Origin of the sequence: Pseudomonas sp., assembly GCF_049301935.1 — a bacterium.
Lineage (GTDB): Bacteria > Pseudomonadota > Gammaproteobacteria > Pseudomonadales > Pseudomonadaceae > Aquipseudomonas.
The window spans coordinates 90644-109274 of record NZ_JBAQLP010000053.1 but is presented as its reverse complement, the minus strand read 5'-3'; the positions used below and the strand labels follow the sequence as shown (position 1 = coordinate 109274).

Annotated in this window: 18 protein-coding genes; 11 read left to right on the top strand and 7 right to left on the bottom strand. The window is 63.1% G+C overall.

Going from position 1 to position 18631, the window contains the following annotated elements:
• Positions 1 to 20: 20 nt before the first annotated feature.
• From WA145_RS07395 to WA145_RS07380, 4 genes are all read left to right on the top strand, one after another.
• On the top strand, positions 21 to 1043 hold the full coding sequence (locus WA145_RS07395) for an AraC family transcriptional regulator (RefSeq protein ID WP_422580948.1): 1023 nt from the start codon (positions 21 to 23) through the stop codon (positions 1041 to 1043).
• Positions 1044 to 1165: 122 nt separating this feature from the next.
• Positions 1166 to 2608 carry a methyl-accepting chemotaxis protein gene (locus WA145_RS07390; RefSeq protein ID WP_422580947.1) on the top strand — a complete coding sequence of 481 codons (1443 nt, stop codon included), beginning with the start codon at positions 1166 to 1168 and terminating at the stop codon, positions 2606 to 2608.
• A 96-nt stretch (positions 2609 to 2704) separates the two neighbouring features.
• Positions 2705 to 3589, top strand: coding sequence for a DNA-3-methyladenine glycosylase family protein (locus tag WA145_RS07385; protein ID WP_422580946.1), 885 nt, complete (start codon positions 2705 to 2707; stop codon positions 3587 to 3589).
• A gap of 4 nt (positions 3590 to 3593) precedes the next feature.
• A complete protein-coding gene (locus WA145_RS07380) occupies positions 3594 to 4091 on the top strand; it encodes a methylated-DNA--[protein]-cysteine S-methyltransferase (RefSeq protein ID WP_422580945.1) in 498 nt (165 codons plus the stop codon).
• 1 nt (position 4092) lies between these two features.
• On the opposite strand, the gene WA145_RS07375 is transcribed toward WA145_RS07380, so the two are convergent.
• From WA145_RS07375 to aroC, 5 genes are all read right to left on the bottom strand, one after another.
• Positions 4093 to 4647 carry a histidine phosphatase family protein gene (locus WA145_RS07375; RefSeq protein ID WP_422580944.1) on the bottom strand — a complete coding sequence of 185 codons (555 nt, stop codon included), beginning with the start codon at positions 4645 to 4647 and terminating at the stop codon, positions 4093 to 4095.
• Between the two features lie 2 nt (positions 4648 to 4649).
• Positions 4650 to 4841: a PLDc N-terminal domain-containing protein gene (locus WA145_RS07370; protein WP_275961538.1), complete on the bottom strand. Its 192-nt coding sequence runs from the start codon at positions 4839 to 4841 to the stop codon at positions 4650 to 4652.
• A 75-nt stretch (positions 4842 to 4916) separates the two neighbouring features.
• Positions 4917 to 5465 (bottom strand): acireductone dioxygenase, encoded by a 549-nt coding sequence (locus tag WA145_RS07365; RefSeq protein WP_422580943.1) that lies wholly within the window; start codon positions 5463 to 5465, stop codon positions 4917 to 4919.
• Positions 5466 to 5517: 52 nt separating this feature from the next.
• Positions 5518 to 6669: an MFS transporter gene (locus tag WA145_RS07360; RefSeq protein ID WP_422580961.1), complete on the bottom strand. Its 1152-nt coding sequence runs from the start codon at positions 6667 to 6669 to the stop codon at positions 5518 to 5520.
• 58 nt (positions 6670 to 6727) lie between these two features.
• Positions 6728 to 7819 (bottom strand): chorismate synthase, encoded by a 1092-nt coding sequence (gene aroC / locus WA145_RS07355; protein WP_422580942.1) that lies wholly within the window; start codon positions 7817 to 7819, stop codon positions 6728 to 6730.
• A gap of 162 nt (positions 7820 to 7981) precedes the next feature.
• On the opposite strand from aroC, the gene WA145_RS07350 reads away from it, so the two are divergent.
• Both WA145_RS07350 and WA145_RS07345 read left to right on the top strand, forming a co-directional pair.
• Positions 7982 to 8977 (top strand): alpha/beta hydrolase, encoded by a 996-nt coding sequence (locus tag WA145_RS07350; protein ID WP_422580941.1) that lies wholly within the window; start codon positions 7982 to 7984, stop codon positions 8975 to 8977.
• A gap of 64 nt (positions 8978 to 9041) precedes the next feature.
• Positions 9042 to 9833: a hypothetical protein gene (locus tag WA145_RS07345; protein WP_422580940.1), complete on the top strand. Its 792-nt coding sequence runs from the start codon at positions 9042 to 9044 to the stop codon at positions 9831 to 9833.
• 30 nt (positions 9834 to 9863) lie between these two features.
• Here WA145_RS07345 and WA145_RS07340 read toward each other — a convergent pair whose 3' ends face one another.
• Positions 9864 to 10433, bottom strand: coding sequence for a GNAT family N-acetyltransferase (locus WA145_RS07340; protein ID WP_422580939.1), 570 nt, complete (start codon positions 10431 to 10433; stop codon positions 9864 to 9866).
• A 227-nt stretch (positions 10434 to 10660) separates the two neighbouring features.
• Here WA145_RS07340 and WA145_RS07335 point away from each other — a divergent pair, with 227 nt between their 5' ends.
• Positions 10661 to 14137, top strand: coding sequence for a NahK/ErcS family hybrid sensor histidine kinase/response regulator (locus WA145_RS07335; protein WP_422580938.1), 3477 nt, complete (start codon positions 10661 to 10663; stop codon positions 14135 to 14137).
• Here WA145_RS07335 and prmB read toward each other — a convergent pair.
• On the bottom strand, positions 14134 to 15072 hold the full coding sequence (prmB, locus tag WA145_RS07330; protein ID WP_422580937.1) for a 50S ribosomal protein L3 N(5)-glutamine methyltransferase: 939 nt from the start codon (positions 15070 to 15072) through the stop codon (positions 14134 to 14136). The two genes, WA145_RS07335 and prmB, sit on opposite strands and share 4 nt — an antisense overlap.
• A gap of 269 nt (positions 15073 to 15341) precedes the next feature.
• On the opposite strand from prmB, the gene nhaD reads away from it, so the two are divergent.
• From nhaD to WA145_RS07310, 4 genes are all read left to right on the top strand, one after another.
• Complete coding sequence (nhaD, locus tag WA145_RS07325) at positions 15342 to 16571, top strand: sodium:proton antiporter NhaD (protein ID WP_422580936.1); 1230 nt, start codon at positions 15342 to 15344, stop codon at positions 16569 to 16571.
• A gap of 322 nt (positions 16572 to 16893) precedes the next feature.
• Positions 16894 to 17490 carry a cysteine hydrolase family protein gene (locus tag WA145_RS07320; protein WP_422580935.1) on the top strand — a complete coding sequence of 199 codons (597 nt, stop codon included), beginning with the start codon at positions 16894 to 16896 and terminating at the stop codon, positions 17488 to 17490.
• A 123-nt stretch (positions 17491 to 17613) separates the two neighbouring features.
• Positions 17614 to 17934 (top strand): hypothetical protein, encoded by a 321-nt coding sequence (locus WA145_RS07315; protein ID WP_422580934.1) that lies wholly within the window; start codon positions 17614 to 17616, stop codon positions 17932 to 17934.
• 60 nt (positions 17935 to 17994) lie between these two features.
• Entirely contained in the window at positions 17995 to 18552 is a 558-nt protein-coding gene (locus tag WA145_RS07310; protein WP_422580933.1) for a Smr/MutS family protein, read from the top strand.
• The last annotated feature ends 79 nt before the right edge of the window (positions 18553 to 18631 follow it).

Below are 18631 nucleotides of genomic sequence, written 5' to 3'. Positions count from 1 at the left end.
ACAAACCAGCGGATAACTGCATGTCAGCCACCCCCTACAGCCTGCCACGGCGCACTATCACCAGCATGCAACTGCTGACCCAACTGGGCCTCGACCATGGCCTGAGTGTCGAGCGCTGCCTGCTCAACACCGGCCTCAGCCCCCTGCAGCTGGCCGAGTTGCACAGCGAAATCGACGGCGCGCAGGAACTGCAGTTGGTCCGTAACCTGATCGAGGCCCTGCCCGCGCAGCACGACCTGGGCCTACAGGCCGGCCTGCGCTATCAGCTGACCACCTACGGCATCTGGGGTTACGCCCTGCTCAGCAGCCAGACCTTTCGCCAGGCCGCCGACCTTGGCCTGCGTTACCTGGACCTGACCTTCGCCTTCAACCGCATCACCTTGCGTGAAGACGCCAGCCAGGCGCACCTGGAACTGGATGGCAGCCATTTGCCGGAGCAGGTACGCGATTTCCTGTTGCTGCGCGACGCCGTGGCGGTGATGGTGATTCAGCGCGAGCTGACCGGTGCCAGGGTGCCGCTGAGCCGGGTGCAACTGAGCCTGCCGGCGCCCACTGATCCGGCACGTTTTATCGAGCAGTTCGGCCTGCTGCCGGAGTTTGCCAGCGCGCACAATCGCATCAGCTTTGCCCGCCAGCTGCTCGACCTGCCGCTGCCCCGCGCCAATCCGCACAACGCGCAACTCTGCGAGCTGCAATGCCAGGCTCTGCTGGCCAAACGGCAAGTGCGCAGCGGCCTGGCCGGACAGATTCGTGATCGTTTGCTGAGCACACCCGGCCGGCTACCGGATATGGAGCTGATTGCCAGCGAGCTGAACATCAGCAGCCGTACCTTGCGCCGCCGCCTGGAAGACCAGGGCAGCAGCTTTCGTCAGTTGCAGGAAGAAGTGCGCCAGGCCCTGGCCGAAGAGCTGCTGGCCATCGCCAGCCTGAGCCAGGAGGAGATTGCCGAACGCCTGGGCTACAGCGAGGTGTCGAACTTTCTGCATGCCTTCAAGCGCTGGAAAGGCCTCACGCCTGGCCAGTACCGGCAAGCCCGGGGCTGAACCATATGACTGACGAGTCATCTTGTTTTTAACCGTTGATCCGCCCAATTGGCGCTTTACCCCTCAAGCCAGCAGCCATTTGCGCCGATACTGCTGCATATCACCTACTGACTGGAGTTCTCATGCGACAGGGTTTCCTTGGGCAGTTCCTGCCACATGACTTGATCGACCAGACCAGCATGCTGCTGGCTCGCACCCTGGCTTTCACCGCCTTGTGCAGCGTGGTTATCGGCCTGTACAGCTGTATCAAATGGGCGCGCCTGGGCAATGAGGCGCTGATGTATGGCTCACTGCTCTTGCTACTGGGCATGCCGTTAACCCTGTTGGTGTTACGCAGCGCAGTGCTGCCGCTTAGTGCCGCCACCAATATGGCGCTGGCCTGCATGGCCAGCTACTCGATGCTGTTGATCTATCAATTGGGCGGCCTGCACTCGGCGCATATCTACTGGCCAGTGGTGGTCATCGTCTTCGCCTACCTGCTGGCGGGCACTCGCAGCGCCATGGTCTGGAGCCTGGTGCAGGTGCTGTTCGTGTTCTGGCTGATCCGCCTGGAGCGCAGCGGCGTCAGCCTGCCGGTATTCGAACTGAGCCCGCGTGATGCCGCAGTGAACACCTACTCCGGGTTTATCCTGCCAGTGCTGGCCGTATGGCTGGCGCAGTGGTACAGCGCGCAACTGCGCAATCAAGCGCTGGCCGATGCCGAGCTGGCGCTGAATGAGTCCCGCGAATTTGGCCAGCGCGCCGCACGTAACCAGGAACAGCTCGGCGGCATCGTCGATGAAGTGCGCAGCAGCGCCAGCGACCTGCTGCAGATGGCCGGCCAGCTGCAGCAGACCCTCGGCGGCATTCGCCAGCGCTGTCAGAGTATCGACACCGACGTGCAGCAGCAGGCCGACGCCATGCAGCACCTCGACCTGGCCCTGCATGAAGTACTGGGCAGCCTGGCTGCCAGCACCGGCCAGATGCAGCAGCTCAGTCAGGACACCCAGCACAGCAGCAATCAGGTGAATGCCTGCGCACACCGCATGGAAGACGCCCAGGCCAGCATGCAGGCGATTCAGCAGAGCAACCAGCGCATCGCCGAATCCATGCAGATGATCAGCGCCATCGCCCAGCAAACCAACCTGCTGGCGCTTAACGCCGCCATCGAAGCCGCCCGTGCCGGTGATCAGGGGCGCGGCTTTGCGGTGGTTGCCGATGAGGTGCGCAACCTCTCGCGGCGCAGCAACGAAACCGCCGATACCGTGCAGAGCGTGCTCGGCCAGTCGCAGCAGATCATCGATACCGGCGCGGCCCAGGTCAGTGAGGTTGGCAGCGCCCTAAGCAGTAACGCCGGGCTGACCGACAACCTCTCCAGCTCGATCCTGCAGCACAGCCAGGCGCTTACCCACGCCCACCAGCAACTGCTGCATGTGCGCGACAACAGCGCCGCGCAGCGTGACGCCAGCCAACGCCAACGCGCCGCCAGCGCCGAGTTACTGCAAGCCCAGGAGTCGCTGGTGCAACTGGGTCAGCAGCTGGAGCAGCTGTCGCATCAATTGCATCAGCGGGTCGCCAGTGCTTAGCACCTACCACGACCTGCTGCGCGTCGGCCCTGCCTGCTCCAGTTTGAAAGTCAGTTCTGCACTGACAGTCGGGCGGGCTGCGGTTATTGTTTGGCCATGAGCCAATCACCCCACACCCTGCTCCTGAGCTATCAGCCGCCCTGGCAGTGGCAACAGTTCCATGCGCACTTTGCCCTGCGCGCCCTGGCGGGGGTGGAAAACCTGCAACCGTACAGCTATGCCCGCAGCGTGCTGCTGGATGGCCAGCGTGGCTGGTTCCGCGTGCAGGCGCTGGATAATCAGCACGCGCTGCAGCTGCACTACAGCCAATCGCTGCAGCCCTGCCTAACGGCGCTGATTGCGCGGGTACGCAAGATGTTTGATCTGGACTGCCAGCCGCAGCAGATCAGCGCGCACTTTGCCAGCGATGCCCAGCTCGGGCCGCTGGTGGCGCGTAATCCCGGTTTGCGCCTGCCAACTGCTTTCGAGCCGTTTGAGCAGGCGGTGCGCGCCATCGTTGGCCAGCAAGTTACGGTCAAGGCGGCGGTGACCATCAGCGGGCGGCTGGTTAGCCGCCTGGGCGAGCCGCTGCAATTTGCCGATGCGCCCGCTATTCAACGGTTGTTCCCCACGCCCGCTGCCATTGCCGACGCCAATCTGCAGGGCATCGGCATGCCCGGCAAGCGCGTGCAGACCTTGCAGCACTTCGCCGCGCAGGTAGCCAGCGGCGAGCTGCGCCTGGATTTGCAGGACGGCTACACCGCCTTTGTCGAGCAACTCTGCGCCCTACCCGGCATCGGCCCGTGGACGGCGGAATATATTGCCCTGCGTGCCTTTGGCGAGGTCGATGCCTTTCCCGCCAGCGACCTGGGGCTGCTCAAGGCGCCAGTGTGGGGCGCGGTTGGCATCGACGCCAAACAGCTCAAGGCCCGCGCCGAAGCCTGGCGCCCCTGGCGCGCCTATGCCGCCGCGCACCTGTGGCACAACTACTCGGAGGGCTAAACCGATGTTCTACCGCTACCACGACAGTCCGATAGGTCGCCTGCTATTGGCTGCGGACGAAACCGGCCTGCAGCAACTGCTGATGGATATCGACGGTAAGCCCTGGCATATCGGCGAACACTGGTGCAGCGCCACAAATGAACTGGATGAGGTGTGCCGGCAGTTGGATGAATATTTTGCCGGACGGCGGCAGCGCTTCGAAGTGCGCCTGGCGCCACAAGGCACAGCGTTTCAACAGGCGGTGTGGCAAGCGTTGCAGGCCATTGCGTATGGTCGCACCCGCTGCTACAGCGAGCTCGCCGCCGAAATCGCGCGGCCCAAGGCGGTACGCGCGGTCGGCGCCGCTAATGGTGCCAACCCGATTGCCATCATCATTCCCTGCCACCGAGTGATCGGCCGCGACGGCAGCCTTACCGGTTATGCCGGCGGTCTGCCGCGCAAGGCGCTGCTGCTCAAGCTGGAGGGCGCGCAGCTACCGGAACAGCGGCTGCTAAGTATTTAGCCTAGGGCTGAACTCGCGCTAACACGCGCGCTGGAGCCTCTAGCGGCAACGCCAGAATCAGCCCCTCACCCGACGCCGGGTAGATACCGGTCAGCGCGGTGATATTGACCTGATGGGAAACCAGCATCAGCGCAACGCCAGCGGTTTGCCGATTGATCTGCTCGATCAGCGCGGCGGTCTGCTCGCGGGCGCTGTTGGGGGTTTGAAAGAAGGAGTCCAGGGCTGGCAGCGTTTCGATTGCGCCCAGGCCCATTTCACGGGCGGTGTCCTGCGCGCGGCACCAGCGGCTGCTGAGCAGACGCGGCTCGATCCACTGGCTACGCAACAACTGTCCCCAGCGCTGCGCCTGCTCACGACCCAGCTGATTGAGGTTGCGCTGAGTGCGGCAATCACTCAGCTGAAAATTCGCCGGATCACCCGTGCCGGGCGCTGTGGCATGGCGCAACAGCAGCACGGCGCGGCCTTCACGCAGCGCGGTCCAGGCCTGCTTATCGCTGGCCTGAACCGCGCCGCTTAGCAGGCATAGCGCCAATAGCCACGCGCCTACCCGCTGCATATCTAAAACTTGACCGTGCCGCGCGGCCCCATCAGCGCCCAGATGATCAGACCGATCACCGGCAGCAAGACGATCAGTAAAATCCACAACACCTTGATGCCCGTTTCGGCGTTGCTTTTGATCACGCTGAGAATCGCCCAGATATCCAGCGCCAGAATGACCAGCCCCAGTAAACCGTTAAATGTTGAACCCATAATGTGACGCTCCTATGCGAAGGTTTCGCCCTCGTAGGATAGCCGCTCGCGAGTAGAGTTCAGCAGCGTGCTCGTTCAGCAGTCATCCAGCCCGGCAAACGCGGCGGCAAAATCACCTGCTACCGGCACAAAATCTGGCACCTGCGGGCTATCGAACAGACGTAATACGGCAAAGCGCGGATGCTCACCGCCGTCGAACCAATGCGCAGTGCCGGCGGGTAACCGCACCAGGTCGCCCTTCTCACACAACAGGCTGTAGACGTACTCGCCACTATGCAGCGCCAGCAGGCCACGCCCGGCCAGGTAGTAATGCAGGTGAGCCGGCTGACAGCGTTGCTCCGCGCGCAGGCTACTAGCCAGCTCACTGCCCTCACCGCACTCATCACACAGGCTCAGCACCTCGGCGCTGGCGAAGCCATGCGTGGTCATCAGCTGGTCAATTTGTACACGACTGGCCGCCAGCAGCTTATCGCTGGCAGTGCCGGCGGTAACTGGCTGCGCTACCGGCACCTGACTGAACTGCACGCCGACAGCGGCCAGGGTGCTGGCGATATCTTCGACGTGGGTCAGCAGCTTGTTCGGGTACTCGGGCGAGGACTGGTGGTAGACGGTCAGGCTGCTCATGCTCAGGGCTCTCGTACGGTTTTAATTCAGGTGTGCATTCGGCACATAAAAGCTAGGGCCGCTCATCACCCATATAGCGCGCGGTGATCACTGCAGCCGCCAGGGCAATCAGGCTGGCGATGGCAAAGGTCCAGGCAGCGCCCAGGCTGTGCCAGCTGTAGCCGGAATACAGCGCGCCCAGCGCCCCGCCGACACCCGCTAAGGCGGCGTACAGGGCCTGGCCCTGGCCCTGCTGGCGGTCGGCAAAGCTGCGCTGCACGAAATGCATGGCCGCCGCATGGAAGCTGCCAAAGGTCGCCGCATGCATTAGTTGAGCAAACAGCAGCACCGGCAGATGCCCGGCCAGATTGCCCAGCAACAACCAGCGCACGGCGGTAATCAGAAAGCTCGCCAGCAGCACGGTACGCAGGGAATAGCGCGCCAGCAACCGGGCCATGACCATAAACAGCACGATCTCGGCCAGCACGCCCAGCGCCCACAGTTGGCCAATCACCCCGCGCGAATAGCCCAGGGCTTCCAGGTGCAGGCTGAGAAAGGTGTAGTACGGGCCGTTGCTCAACTGCATCAACCCGGCGCTGAGGTAGAAGGCAAGAATCCCCGGCCGCCGCAACTGCTGGAGAAAACCGCCTTGTTCCAGGGTATTCGGACGCATCTGCGGCTGCGCATTGGGCACCCACCAGCTGCTCAGGACGATGCCGCTCATGATCAGGATCAGCGCCCAGGGATAGGCGTCCAGGCTGAGCCGCTCGAACAGTTTGCCCAGGCCCACCACCGCGACGATAAAGCCGATGCTGCCCCACAGGCGAATTTGGCTGTAGCGCGCCGCCTGCGCCTTGAGATGGGCGAAGGTGATCACCTCGAACTGCGGCAGCACCGCATGCCAGAAGAACGCATGCAGCGCCATGATCAGCGCCAGCCAGGCATAGCTCTGGCTGATAAAGATGCCAGCAAAGCACAGCAGCGTGCAGATCGCGCCAAAGCGCACGATGGCCAGCCGCCGCCCACTGTAGTCGCCCAGCCAGCCCCAGATATTCGGCGCGATACAGCGCATCAGCATGGGAATGGCGATCAGCTCACCAATCCGCGCGGCAGAAAAACCCAGGTGGTCGAAATACAGTGCGAGAAACGGCGCGGTGGCGCCGAGCAGCGAGAAATAGCAGAAGTAGAAGCCGGACAGGCGCCAGTAAGGCAATACCGGGCTCATGGCGTGCATAAACCCGGGGCCGTGGCGAGGGCCGGTGAGACCCGAGCCGCGCCGCTGATCACAGCTGTGGCAGCACCGGCGTGCTGACCCGCACATCGGCATTCTGCGCGCGATGGCGCAGCAGATGGTCCATCAGCACGATGGCCATCATCGCCTCGGCGATTGGCGTGGCGCGGATACCCACACACGGGTCATGACGACCCTTGGTGATGATATCCACCGGGTTGCCGTGAATATCAATCGAACGCCCCGGCGTAGTGATGCTCGACGTCGGTTTGAGCGCCAGATGGGCAACAATCGGCTGACCGCTGGAGAGCCCACCGAGAATGCCGCCCGCGTTGTTGGAGAGAAAACCCTCTGGGGTCATCTCGTCACGGTGCTCGGTGCCGCGCTGCGCCACAGAATCGAACCCTGCGCCGATTTCCACGCCCTTGACCGCGTTGATGCTCATCAGCGCATGGGCCAGTTCGGCGTCCAGGCGGTCGAAAATTGGCTCGCCCAGGCCTGGCATCACGCCTTCGGCGATAACTGTGATCTTCGCCCCAACCGAATCCTGATCGCGGCGCAGTTGGTCCATATAGGCTTCCAGCTCCGGCACCTTGTCCGGGTCGGGACTGAAGAAGGCGTTCTGCTCCACCGACTCCCAGCTCTTGAACGGGATTTCAATCGGCCCCAGCTGGCTCATATAGCCGCGAATCACAATGCCCTGGGTGGCCAGGTACTTCTTGGCGATGGCGCCGGCGGCCACGCGCATGGCGGTCTCGCGCGCCGAACTGCGGCCACCGCCACGGTAGTCACGCACACCGTACTTGTGGTGATAGGTGTAATCGGCGTGGGCCGGGCGGAAGGAATCCTTGATCGCCGAGTAGTCCTTGGACTTCTGGTCGGTGTTACGGATCAGCAGGCCAATCGAGCAACCGGTGGTTTTGCCCTCGAAGATCCCGGCGAGGATTTCCACCTCATCGTCTTCCTGGCGCTGTGTGGTGTGCCGGCTGGTGCCTGGTTTGCGCCGATCGAGATCACGCTGCAGGTCTTGCAGGCTAATCTCCAGACCCGGCGGGCAGCCATCGACAATGGCGACCAACGCCGGGCCATGGCTTTCGCCAGCGGTGGTGACAGTGAACAGCTTGCCGTAGGTATTGCCGGACATGTGCAGAACGCTCCGCGAAAATCAGCTCCGAGGCTACGCCAGCCGGCGCAAAACCCCACGTGAGTAAAGGCGGCGAGTATACCCGTGGCGTCCGCCCAGATCATCCTCGAACCTTCGGGGCGGATAAACGTCCAACTGGCTCACCCTTGGCAGTTACCATCCATGACCCGAGCTCTTCTGTTGCCGCTTTTCCTCTGCAGCGCCCTGCTACACACCCCTGCGAGCGCCGCGCCGCCAAACGCCGCGCACAGCAGCGTGCAGCAAGCGATGCGCCTGCAGACAGACCAGGGCACCCTGCACGGCACGCTACTCAAACCCAGCGGCACCACGCCGGTGGCCGTCGCCCTGCTGATTGCCGGCTCCGGCCCCACCGACCGTGACGGCAACAACCCCGAAGGCGGGCATAACGACAGCCTCAAGCGCCTGGCCCAGAGCCTGGCCAAACAGGGCATCGCCAGCCTGCGCTACGACAAGCGCGGGGTGGCCGCCAGCCGCGCCGCCACCCCGGATGAGCGAAATCTCAGTGTCGATAGTTATGTCAGTGATGCCGTGGGTTGGGCCCAGCTGCTCAAAGCCAACCCGGCGTTTGACCGGCTGATTCTGATTGGCCACAGCGAAGGCGCGCTGATTGCCAGCCTGGCGGCCAAACCGGCCCAGGCCGATGCCCTGGTGGCCATTGCCGGCAGCTCGCGGCCGATTGATCAGCTCTTGCGCGAGCAACTCGCCGCGCGCCTGCCGCCGCCTCTTTTGGCACAAAGCAACTATCTGCTCGACCGCCTAGTGGCTGGGCAGCTCAGCCCACAGGTGCCGAAAAAATTGCAGGTACTGTTTCGCCCCAGCGTGCAGCCCTACCTGATCTCACTGCTGCGGCAGAAGCCCGGCGAGGCCTTTGCCCGCCTGCAGATCCCGGCGCTGATCGTGCAGGGCAGCCACGACATCCAGGTCAGCGTTGCCGATGCCCAGGCATTGCAGGCCGCCAAGCCGGATGCCGAGCTGCTGATCATTCCCGGCATGAACCATATGCTGCGCATCAGCGCGCTGGACTTAACGGCGCACCTGGCCAGCTATAACAATCCTCGGCTACCGTTGGCACAAGGGCTGGGCGAGCAGATCGCCCAGTTCATCCAGCGCAGCGGCAAACAGCCAGCCTCCAGTTAGCCGAGCGGCGGCCGATAAGGGCATCAGGCGACACCTGAAGATGTCGCGCACAGGATCGCCGCGTATGACCGACAGCCCCGCGCCACAAACCAACACCGACGCCGCCCCGCAGGCAGTCGTCGAGCCAGTCCACCCCTGGGCTGAGCTGGCCCCCGAGCACTTTAGCTTGCTCCGCCTGGCCGCCCTGCCCACCGACCGCCATACCGGCACCCGGCCGCTGCGCTTTATCCAGTTGGGTCGCGTCGAGCGTTTGGGCAAACAGCACAGTCTGCTGCGCCTGACCTTACAGCTGCCGGGCCAGCGCGTGCGCAAGGAGCAGAATAGCCTCGAAGTCTGGGCCGATCACCAGCAGCGCCTGCTCCGCTTCGGCCCCGATACCGGCCTGCTGGTGCAGCCGGAGAACCGTGGTCTGGGGCGTTTTATGCTGGCCCAGGGCATTAGCTGGGCACACCAGCACTTCGCCCATTACCAGGTGGCAAACACCCCACTGGCGAGCAAGGACGCCTTCAGCGATGAGGCCCGCGCCCGCCGCGATCACTGCCTGCAGGCCCAGGGCTTTGTGGTCGAATACCTCGACCCGCTAAAGCTCCAGGCGCAGTGCGGCGCGCCACGGGTCGACTCGTTACATGACGACTGGCATACGGAAAAGGTGCAGATCATCGAATTGCTGGACGCCGCCAACATGCTGCAGCAGGCCGATCAGAGCCTTCACGAAAATGAAGTGAAGGTGCGCAAGCTGGAAGCGCGCATCGATGTACTCAAGCGCGAAGACAGCGGCTTACGCTTCACCATCACCTGCCTGGTGGCCTTCTGTATGTTTCAGGCGGGGTTGCTGATCTGGATGGCCACACGCTAGCAATGGCGCAAGCCTGGCATCGGTCTTCACTCAAGCGCTGAATCGCGCCTCCAGCTGCCGCTTGATCGCCGGCCAGTCATGGTCGGTGATGCTGTACAGCACGCTATCGTCCAGACGCCCATCGGCCAGGCGGCGATGATTGCGCAGCACGCCTTCACGTTGCGCGCCGAGCTTTTCGATGGCGCGTTGCGAGCGCAAGTTGCTGGCCGCGGTTTTCAGCTGCACACGGACCATGCGCCAGTTCTCGAAGGCATGCTTGAGCATCAGGTACTTGATCATGCTGTTAAGGCCCGTGCCGTGCTGGTTGCGGTCCAGCCAGGTCCAGCCGATTTCGGCGGCCGGCAAGCTATTTATAAGGTCGCCGAAACGGGTGGTGCCCACCAACTGGTCGCCCAGGCGAATGACAAAGGCCAAGGCCCGTCCTTCGCGCTGTTCGAGCAAGCCCTGGCGATACCAGTCCAAACGCTGGCTGCCACTCATATAAATCAGTTCCTGGCGATTGGCTTCGGCCAGACTGATCAGGGCGGGAATATCGCCATCGACCATGGGCTCGATGCGCAATGCACCACGTTGCAGGGTAATCAGTTGCGGCTTGAACATAGGGTCCCTCCTCGGACAGAGTCGCAGGCGCGACACGCTAACAGGGCCGGCAAGTGTGCACAATCCACAACAGCAACAGCTTCTATGCCCGTGCGACCTTGGTCGAACCTGACGCACCGGCACTTTGCTGCGAGACTGGGACAAATCATATGCAGTAGGCTCTGGGTAGACGCTGCGCTGCCAGTTATGACCCCGGCAGCCCCCTATAGTTTGTTTTCGGAGTGTGCATGACCCTGTCTAGCGGGCTGATCGCCGCGGTTGCGCTGATTTACATGGCCATTCTGTTCGCCATCGCCTTCTACGGTGACCGCCGCGCCGCGCCCATGCCGCCAAAGATTCGCGCCTGGGTGTATAGCCTGTCGCTGGCGGTGTACTGCACCAGCTGGACGTTTTTCGGTGCGGTGGGTCAGGCCGCCGAGCAGCTCTGGTCGTTTCTGCCGATTTACCTGGGGCCAATCATCATTCTGGTGTTTGCGCCCTGGGTGCTGCAGAAGATGGTGATGATCAGCAAACAGGAAAACATCACCTCAATTGCCGACTTTATCGCCGCGCGCTACGGCAAATCCCAGGCCCTGGCGGTGGTGGTGGCGCTGGTCTGCCTGGTCGGTGTATTGCCCTATATCGCCCTGCAGCTCAAAGGCATCGTGCTTGGGGTCAACCTGCTCAGCGGGGCTGGCGCGGGCGCCAATGGCACCGGCGCCCAGGACACCGCGCTGATCGTCTCGCTGGTGCTGGCGCTGTTCACAATATTGTTCGGCACGCGCAACCTGGATGTCACCGAACACCACCGTGGCATGGTCCTGGCGATTGCCTTCGAGTCGCTGATCAAGCTGCTGGCCTTCCTCGCCGTCGGCGCATTTGTCAGCTTCGGCCTGTACAACGGTTTTGCCGATCTGTTCAGCCAGGCCAAGGCCAGCGCCGAGCTGGAGAGTTTCTGGGCAGAAACCGTCAATTGGCCAGCGATGATGACCCAGACGGGCCTGGCGATGATCGCCATCATCTGCCTGCCGCGGCAGTTTCATGTGACGGTGGTGGAGAACATCGAACCCAAGGACCTGCGCCTGGCGCGCTGGGTGTTCCCCGCCTACCTGATCCTCGCCGCGCTGTTTGTGGTGCCCATCGCCCTGGCCGGACAGATGCTGCTGCCGGCCGGCGTCACCCCGGACTCCTTCGTGATCAGCCTGCCGCTGGCCGAGGCGCATCCGGCCCTGGCGATGCTGGCCTTTATCGGCGGCGCATCGGCGGCCACCGGCATGGTGATTGTTGCCTCTGTGGCGCTGTCGACGATGATTTCCAACGACATGCTGCTGCCTTGGCTGCTGCGCCGGCAGAACACCGAACGACCCTTTGAAGCCTTCCGTTACTGGATGCTCACCGCGCGCCGGGTGAGCATCGTGGTGATTCTGCTGTTGGCCTATGTGTGCTACCGCCTGCTCGGTTCCAATGCCAGCCTGGCGACCATCGGCCAGGTGTCGTTCGCCGCCATCGGCCAACTGGCCCCGGCGATGTTCGGCGCGCTGGTGTGGAAGCAGGCCAACCGCCAGGGCGTGTTTGCCGGGCTGTTGGTGGGCGCGCTGATCTGGTTCTACACCCTGGTCATGCCGCTGGTATCGCGCAGCCTGGGCTGGCCGGTGGACGCCTTGCCGGGCATACACACCCTGCTGTACGGGCCGATGGGTTTTCAGGTTGACCCGCTGACCCGTGGGGTGGTGCTGTCGCTGGCCGGCAACTTCCTGTTGTTTGCCTGGGTCTCCTACTTCTCGCGCACCCGGGTGGCCGAGCACTGGCAGGCTGGGCGTTTTATCGGCCATGACCTGGGCAACAAACCCAGCAACCGCAGCATGCTTGCGGTACAGGTCGGTGACCTGTTGCTGCTGGCCAACCGCTTTGTCGGTGAAGAGCGTGCGCGGCAGAGCTTTATGCGTTTTGCCTATCGCCAGGGCAAGGGCTTCGACCCCAACCAGACCGCCACCAGCGAATGGATCGCCCACACCGAACGCCTGCTGGCCGGTGTACTGGGTGCGTCATCGACCCGCGCGGTGGTCAAGGCGGCCATCGAAGGCCGTGAGATGCAGGTCGAGGATGTGGTGCGCATCGTCGACGAAGCCTCGGAGGTGCTGCAATTCAACCGTGCACTGCTGCAGGGTGCGATCGAGAACATCACCCAGGGCATCAGCGTGGTCGACCAGTCGCTGCGCCTGGTGGCCTGGAACCACCGTTACATCGAGCTGTTCAACTACCCCGACGGCCAGGTGTATGTCGGCCGCCCGGTGGCTGAACTGATCCGCTTCAATGCCGAGCGCGGCCTACTCGGTGGCGGTGATATCGAGGAGCACGTCAGCAAACGCCTGTACTGGATGCGCCAGGGCACGGCGCACACCTCTGAGCGACTGTTCCCCAACGGCCGGGTGATCGAGCTGATCGGCAACCCCATGCCCGGCGGCGGCTTCGTTATGAGCTTCACCGACATCACCGAGTTCCGCGAAGCCGAGCGGGCGCTGAAGGACGCCAACGAAGGCCTGGAACAACGCGTCAGCGAGCGCACCCAGGAGCTGTCACAACTGAACCAAGCCCTGACCGAAGCCAAGCGCGTCGCCGAAGCCGCCAACCAATCGAAAACCCGCTTCCTTGCCGCCGTCAGCCATGACCTGATGCAGCCGTTGAATGCTGCGCGGTTGTTCTCCGCCGCCCTGTCCCATCAGGACGACGCCCTGCCCGCCGATGCCCGTGAGCTGGTGCGCCACCTGGACAGCTCGCTGCGCTCGGCCGAAGACCTGATCAGCGACCTGCTGGATATTTCCCGCCTGGAAAACGGCCGCATCACCCCGGACCGCCACGCCTTTGTGTTGAACAACCTGTTCGACACCCTGGGGGCGGAGTTCAAGGTGCTGGCCGCCGAACACGGCATGGATTTTCGCCTGCGCGGCAGCCGCCTGCGGGTCGACAGCGACATCAAATTGCTGCGGCGTATCCTGCAGAACTTCCTCACCAACGCCTTCCGCTACGCCAAGGGCCGCGTACTGCTCGGCGTGCGCCGCAACGGCCAGCAGCTGCGTTTGGAAGTCTGGGACCGGGGCCCGGGGATTCCCGAGGACAAACGCAAGGTGATTTTCGAGGAGTTCAAGCGCCTGGACAGCCACCAGACCCGTGCCGAGAAAGGCCTGGGGCTGGGCCTGGCAATTGCCGATGGCCTGTGCCGAGTGCTCGGCCACCAACTGGAAGTGCGCTCCTGGCCGGGCAAGGGCAGTGTATTCAGCGTGACCATTCCCCTGGCTGTGCACGCCGAACCGCCGGTGCTGGCCAGCCAGCCCGAGCACAACGGCGAGGCGCTGGCCGGCATTCAGGTGCTGTGCATCGATAACGAGGACAGCATCCTCGCCGGCATGCACAGCCTGCTGTCACGCTGGGGCTGTCAGGTGTGGACGGCGCGCAATCGCCTGCAGTGCGAGCACCTGCTGAGTGAGAACGTGCGCCCGCAATTGGCGCTGGTGGACTTTCATCTGGATGACGGCGAAACCGGCACCGAGCTGATGGCCTGGCTACGCACGCGCCTGGGTGAGCCGCTACCAGGCGTGGTGATCAGCGCCGACGGCCGCCCCGAGCTGATCGCTCAGGTGCATGCCGCCGGCCTCGATTTCCTGCCCAAGCCGGTCAAGCCGGCCGCTTTGCGTGCCCTGATTAGCCGGCATCTGACGCTGCGTTAGCAGGCCGTTGAAAGACGCTGACGAAACAATGCCTGATGCTCGCGGCATTGCGCGGCTGCAAGCAGGAACACGCCATGGCCGCCACGCTCGAATTCCAGCCAGGTGAAGTCGACCTCCGGGTACAGCGCCTCGACGTGCACCTGGCTATTGCCGACCTCGATAATCAGCACGCCCTTCTCGGTCAGATGATCCGCCGCCTCGGCGAGCATGCGTCGCACCAGGTCCAGGCCATCGTCGCCGCAGGCCAGGCCCAGCTCAGGCTCGTGCTGGTATTCGGCCGGCATATCGGCGAAATCCTCGGCATCCACATAGGGCGGGTTGGAGACGATCAGGTCGAAGCGCTGCCCCGGCAGCCCGGCAAAGCCATTGCCCTGCACGGTGTACACGCGCTCATCCAGGCCATGGCGCTCGATATTCTGGTTGGCCACTTCCAGCGCGTCATAAGACAGGTCCGCAAGCACCACTTCGGCCTCGGGGAACTCATAGGCGCAGGCAATGCCGATGCAGCCCGAACCGGTGCACAAATCGAGAATCCGCGCCGGCTCCATCGCCAGCCAGGGCTCGAAGTGCTGCTCGATCAGTTCGCCAATCGGTGAGCGTGGAATCAGCACGCGCTCATCGACCATAAACGGCATGCCGCAGAACCAGGCCTCGCCCAGCAGGTAGGCAGTCGGTACGCGCTCCTCGATGCGCCGTGCGAGCAAGGCGTGCAGGTGCGCATGCTCATCGTCTTCCAGGCGGCAATCGAGGTAGCTGTCGGCGATTTCGTACGGCAGATGCAGGGCACCGAGCACCAGTTGGCGGGCTTCATCCCAGGCGTTGTCGGTGCCGTGGCCGAAGAACAGCTCCTCGCCATGAAACCGACTGACCGCCCAGCGAATATAGTCGCGCACCGTGCGCAGGCGGGTTGGGTAGGCATGTGTAGCGTCGCTCACGGCAGCTCTCCGCAGAAAAAAGTGCGCCATTCTAGCAGCCTGCCGCATCGGCCCGCGCTGGGCGCAGCGCTTGTTTAGCGGCGCGACGCATTGCTGACCATAAAGGCCGCCACAGTCACACAGCAGGCCTGCCCAAGCATCATGCGCATCAGTATAATTTTGTTACCAATTTCTAACCCTTCCCGCCCTTTCTCAAGACACCCCTAAAAATGGTCATAGATCCCTTCTCGATCACGGGCTTGCTCGTGCTGGCGATATTTTTGATTGGCATGACGCTGATCGTTTTTGAAGCGCAACTGGAGATGGATAAGTTCAAGCCGGCGATGTTTATGATGTCCGGCCTGATCGTTATCGGCGCCCACTACGCGTTTTACGACCCCAATGGTTTTCAGTTCTTCCTGCATGCGCAGAGCGAGATCAAGGAAGAACTGTTCGGCCTGATCGCCTTTATGGCGTTTATGTGGATGGTGGTCGAGCTGCTCAACGAGCGGAATGTATTCACCGCCCTCAATGGCTACCTGATGCGCAAGGGCCTCGGCGCGCGTGGCATGTTCTGGGCCACCGGCGCGCTGTCGGCGCTGCTCTCGCCGTTTCTCAACAACATCACCACGGCGATGATCTTCGGCAAAACGGTGAAAAGCATCTCGACCCATCAGCGTTACACCCATATTTCGCTGTGCAACATCGTGGTCGCCTCCAACTCCGGGGTGTGGTTTCTCGGCACCTCGACCAGCCTGATGGTAGTGCTGGCCGGCAAGATCAGCATCGCTGGGCTGCTGTTGCTGATTCCCTCGGCCTTGATCGGCTGGCTGCTGTTCGCCGCCACGCTGCACTTCTTCTACCTGCGCAAACTCGATGGGCAGGACCTGATCCAGGTGGCCGACCAGGCCGAGTCCGCGCTCAAACCCGGCGGCGCGGGGCTGGCGATCGTCGGTTTCTTCGCGGTGTTTGGCGCGGTGCTGTGCAACATCCTGCTGAAAGTCAGCATCGAATTTGCCATCGGCATCGGCCTGGGCATCGTCGCGCTATATGCCTGGCTGCTGATGCGCCGCGGTATCGAACTGCCCTGGCAGGATCAACTGCAGAAGGTCGAGTGGAACGCCCTGCTGTTCTTTATCGGCATCATCACTGCGGTGGCCTGCCTTAACCATGTCGGCTGGCTGTCGTATATCTCGCGGCTGTTCGAAGTGCTGCCCCCCACGGCGGTCAACGTGGTGCTCGGGGTCGCGTCCGGGGTGATGGACAACGTGCCCGTGGAAGCGGCGGCGCTGATGTCCAACCCGCAGCTGGGGCTCGATCAGTGGGCGCTGAATGCGCTGATGGTGGGCATTGGTGGCTCGCTGACGGTGGTCGGTTCTGCCGCCGGGGTGATGGCGATGTCGCTGGACAAGACTTACAGCTTCGCCGTGCACCTGAAGTTTCTGCCGGCCATTTTGGTCAACTTCTTCGGCTCGCTGGGTATCTGGTACCTGCAGTTCGAACTGTTTGGCCTGTACTGAAACGCAAGCGCCAGGGCATGCCCTGGCGCTGGTTGATGTCGGCGGCTCGGTTCAAAGGCGCCGCCATTAGTCTCGTTTAAGGTGCAGTTCGCGCAGTACCGCGATGGAAATCGCCACGGCGAACAACAGCCAGAAATGCTCGGAAAACAGTGCAAGCAGATTCATAGTGCAGCTCCTTTGCTTGAAATCGCCGTTCCTCGGCAGCCCCCCGATTCTGCTCGCCGCCTAGGCAGCCTGCAAGATCATCGACCACAAAGGTTCACAGCAGCGCAGCACAGGCGGACAATAGGTGGACTGTCCATGCCAGCCTGGAGTTCCTGCCATGTCCACCCCACAAACGCTGTTCGCCCTCACTGGCCGCGGCCATGCCCCCGCCAGCCTGAGCAATGCGACCTTGCTGATCATCGATGCGCAAGAGGAATACCGCAGCGGCGTATTGCAGTTACCGGGGCTGGATGCCGCACTGGAAGAAATCGCCAAACTGCTCTCCGCCGCCCGCGCCCAGGGCAGCGCCATTGTTCACGTCAAACACCTGGGCATCCCCGATGGCCTGCTCGACCCACGCGGCCCACGCGGCCATCACCTGCCGGAAGCCGCACCGCTGCCGGGGGAAATCGTTATCGAGAAACGCATGCCCAACGCGTTTAACGGCACCGACCTGCATGAGCGCTTGCAGGCCCTGGGCCATCTGGACCTGATCGTCTGCGGCTTTATGACCCATTCGAGCATCAGCACCACGGTACGCGCCACCAAGGACTATGGTTACCGCTGCACTGTAGTCGATGCCGCCTGCGCCACCCGTGACCTGCCGACACTCGACGGCCAGGTGATCAGCGCCGCCGAGATGCACCGCGCCGAAATGATCGCCCTGGCCGATAATTTTGCCGCCGTGGTGCCGCGCGCCAGCGCCTTGATCTGAAGCTGCACAACCGCGCGCCAGGTCGCAACCTGCGCAAGGGCTGCACGGCGCAGTTGAACCACACCAGCCCACACCGGTCATACCGCCGATAGCCACCGAGGAACTTGGCATGAGGAAATCGGAATGAAACACTCCGATGGTTTTGATGCACGCCGCCTGCGCCCACGCAATACCAGCAACTGGCGCCTGCGCCTGGGTGCCGGCCTGGCCGCGCTGTTCGCCACATTCGGCGTGCTGCTGAGCATGGCCGGCATCGCCACCCTGCTCGGCCAACCTGCCGCACTCGGCCCGCTGAACGAATCGCCAGGCGCGGCCAGCGTATTTATCGTTATCGGCCTGCTGTTGCTGGTCTTCGGCGTGATGCTCTGGCGCCGCTGCCGACGCCGCCTGCGCCGCCCCAGCGACCTCAGCATGGCCCCACATCTGATGAAAAAGCGCGACTAGATCCAGGCAAGCACGGAAGCTGGCAGCTTGGTTACACTAGCGGCCTTCGCGGAGGCCTAAATGCAAGACGACGATTTTTCCTTATTCAAAGCCGAGTTGCGCGGCGTCAAACCGATCAAGCATGACCGCGCCGACACCGGGAAACCGAAACCCAACCGTGCCCAGCTAGCCACCTTGCGCCAGGCCGCCACCGCGCGCGTGGAGTCGGTGAAGGTCGATGGCCTGTCCGACCAGTTTGTGATCGACGTAGGCGCCGAAGACCCGCTGTACTGGTCCGCCAATGGCGTGCAGGAAGGCCAGATGCGCAAGCTCAAGCTGGGGCAGATCAGCTTTGAAGGCAGCCTCGACCTGCACGGCATGAGCGTGGAAAAAGCCCGCGACACCCTGTGGGAATTTATCGCCGAGGCCAACAAGCTGGAGGTGCGCTGCGTGCGTATCACCCATGGCAAGGCGGTGCGCATGGACGGGCGCAAGCCGATGATCAAAAGCCACGTCAACACCTGGCTGCGCCAGCACCCGCAGGTACTCGGCTTCACCTCCTGCCTGGCCAAACACGGCGGCACCGGCGCGGTGTACGTGATGCTCAAGCGCACCATGATGGATGGCCGCGACGAATAAGCTCATGCCGCTGGCGGGTTGCGCACTTGCCAGCCCGACCCTCGCGGCCTAACCTGCGCCCTTTAGAAAGACCTACGAG

Coding starts and splice junctions, on each gene's coding strand:
- WA145_RS07395 (WP_422580948.1), top strand. CDS start 21: ATGTCAGCCACCCCCTACAGCCTGCCACGGCGCACTATCACCAGCATG.
- WA145_RS07390 (WP_422580947.1), top strand. CDS start 1,166: ATGCGACAGGGTTTCCTTGGGCAGTTCCTGCCACATGACTTGATCGAC.
- WA145_RS07385 (WP_422580946.1), top strand. CDS start 2,705: ATGAGCCAATCACCCCACACCCTGCTCCTGAGCTATCAGCCGCCCTGG.
- WA145_RS07380 (WP_422580945.1), top strand. CDS start 3,594: ATGTTCTACCGCTACCACGACAGTCCGATAGGTCGCCTGCTATTGGCT.
- WA145_RS07375 (WP_422580944.1), bottom strand. CDS start 4,647: ATGCAGCGGGTAGGCGCGTGGCTATTGGCGCTATGCCTGCTAAGCGGC.
- WA145_RS07370 (WP_275961538.1), bottom strand. CDS start 4,841: ATGGGTTCAACATTTAACGGTTTACTGGGGCTGGTCATTCTGGCGCTG.
- WA145_RS07365 (WP_422580943.1), bottom strand. CDS start 5,465: ATGAGCAGCCTGACCGTCTACCACCAGTCCTCGCCCGAGTACCCGAAC.
- WA145_RS07360 (WP_422580961.1), bottom strand. CDS start 6,669: ATGAGCCCGGTATTGCCTTACTGGCGCCTGTCCGGCTTCTACTTCTGC.
- aroC (WP_422580942.1), bottom strand. CDS start 7,819: ATGTCCGGCAATACCTACGGCAAGCTGTTCACTGTCACCACCGCTGGC.
- WA145_RS07350 (WP_422580941.1), top strand. CDS start 7,982: ATGACCCGAGCTCTTCTGTTGCCGCTTTTCCTCTGCAGCGCCCTGCTA.
- WA145_RS07345 (WP_422580940.1), top strand. CDS start 9,042: ATGACCGACAGCCCCGCGCCACAAACCAACACCGACGCCGCCCCGCAG.
- WA145_RS07340 (WP_422580939.1), bottom strand. CDS start 10,433: ATGTTCAAGCCGCAACTGATTACCCTGCAACGTGGTGCATTGCGCATC.
- WA145_RS07335 (WP_422580938.1), top strand. CDS start 10,661: ATGACCCTGTCTAGCGGGCTGATCGCCGCGGTTGCGCTGATTTACATG.
- nhaD (WP_422580936.1), top strand. CDS start 15,342: ATGACGCTGATCGTTTTTGAAGCGCAACTGGAGATGGATAAGTTCAAG.
- WA145_RS07320 (WP_422580935.1), top strand. CDS start 16,894: ATGTCCACCCCACAAACGCTGTTCGCCCTCACTGGCCGCGGCCATGCC.
- WA145_RS07315 (WP_422580934.1), top strand. CDS start 17,614: ATGAAACACTCCGATGGTTTTGATGCACGCCGCCTGCGCCCACGCAAT.
- WA145_RS07310 (WP_422580933.1), top strand. CDS start 17,995: ATGCAAGACGACGATTTTTCCTTATTCAAAGCCGAGTTGCGCGGCGTC.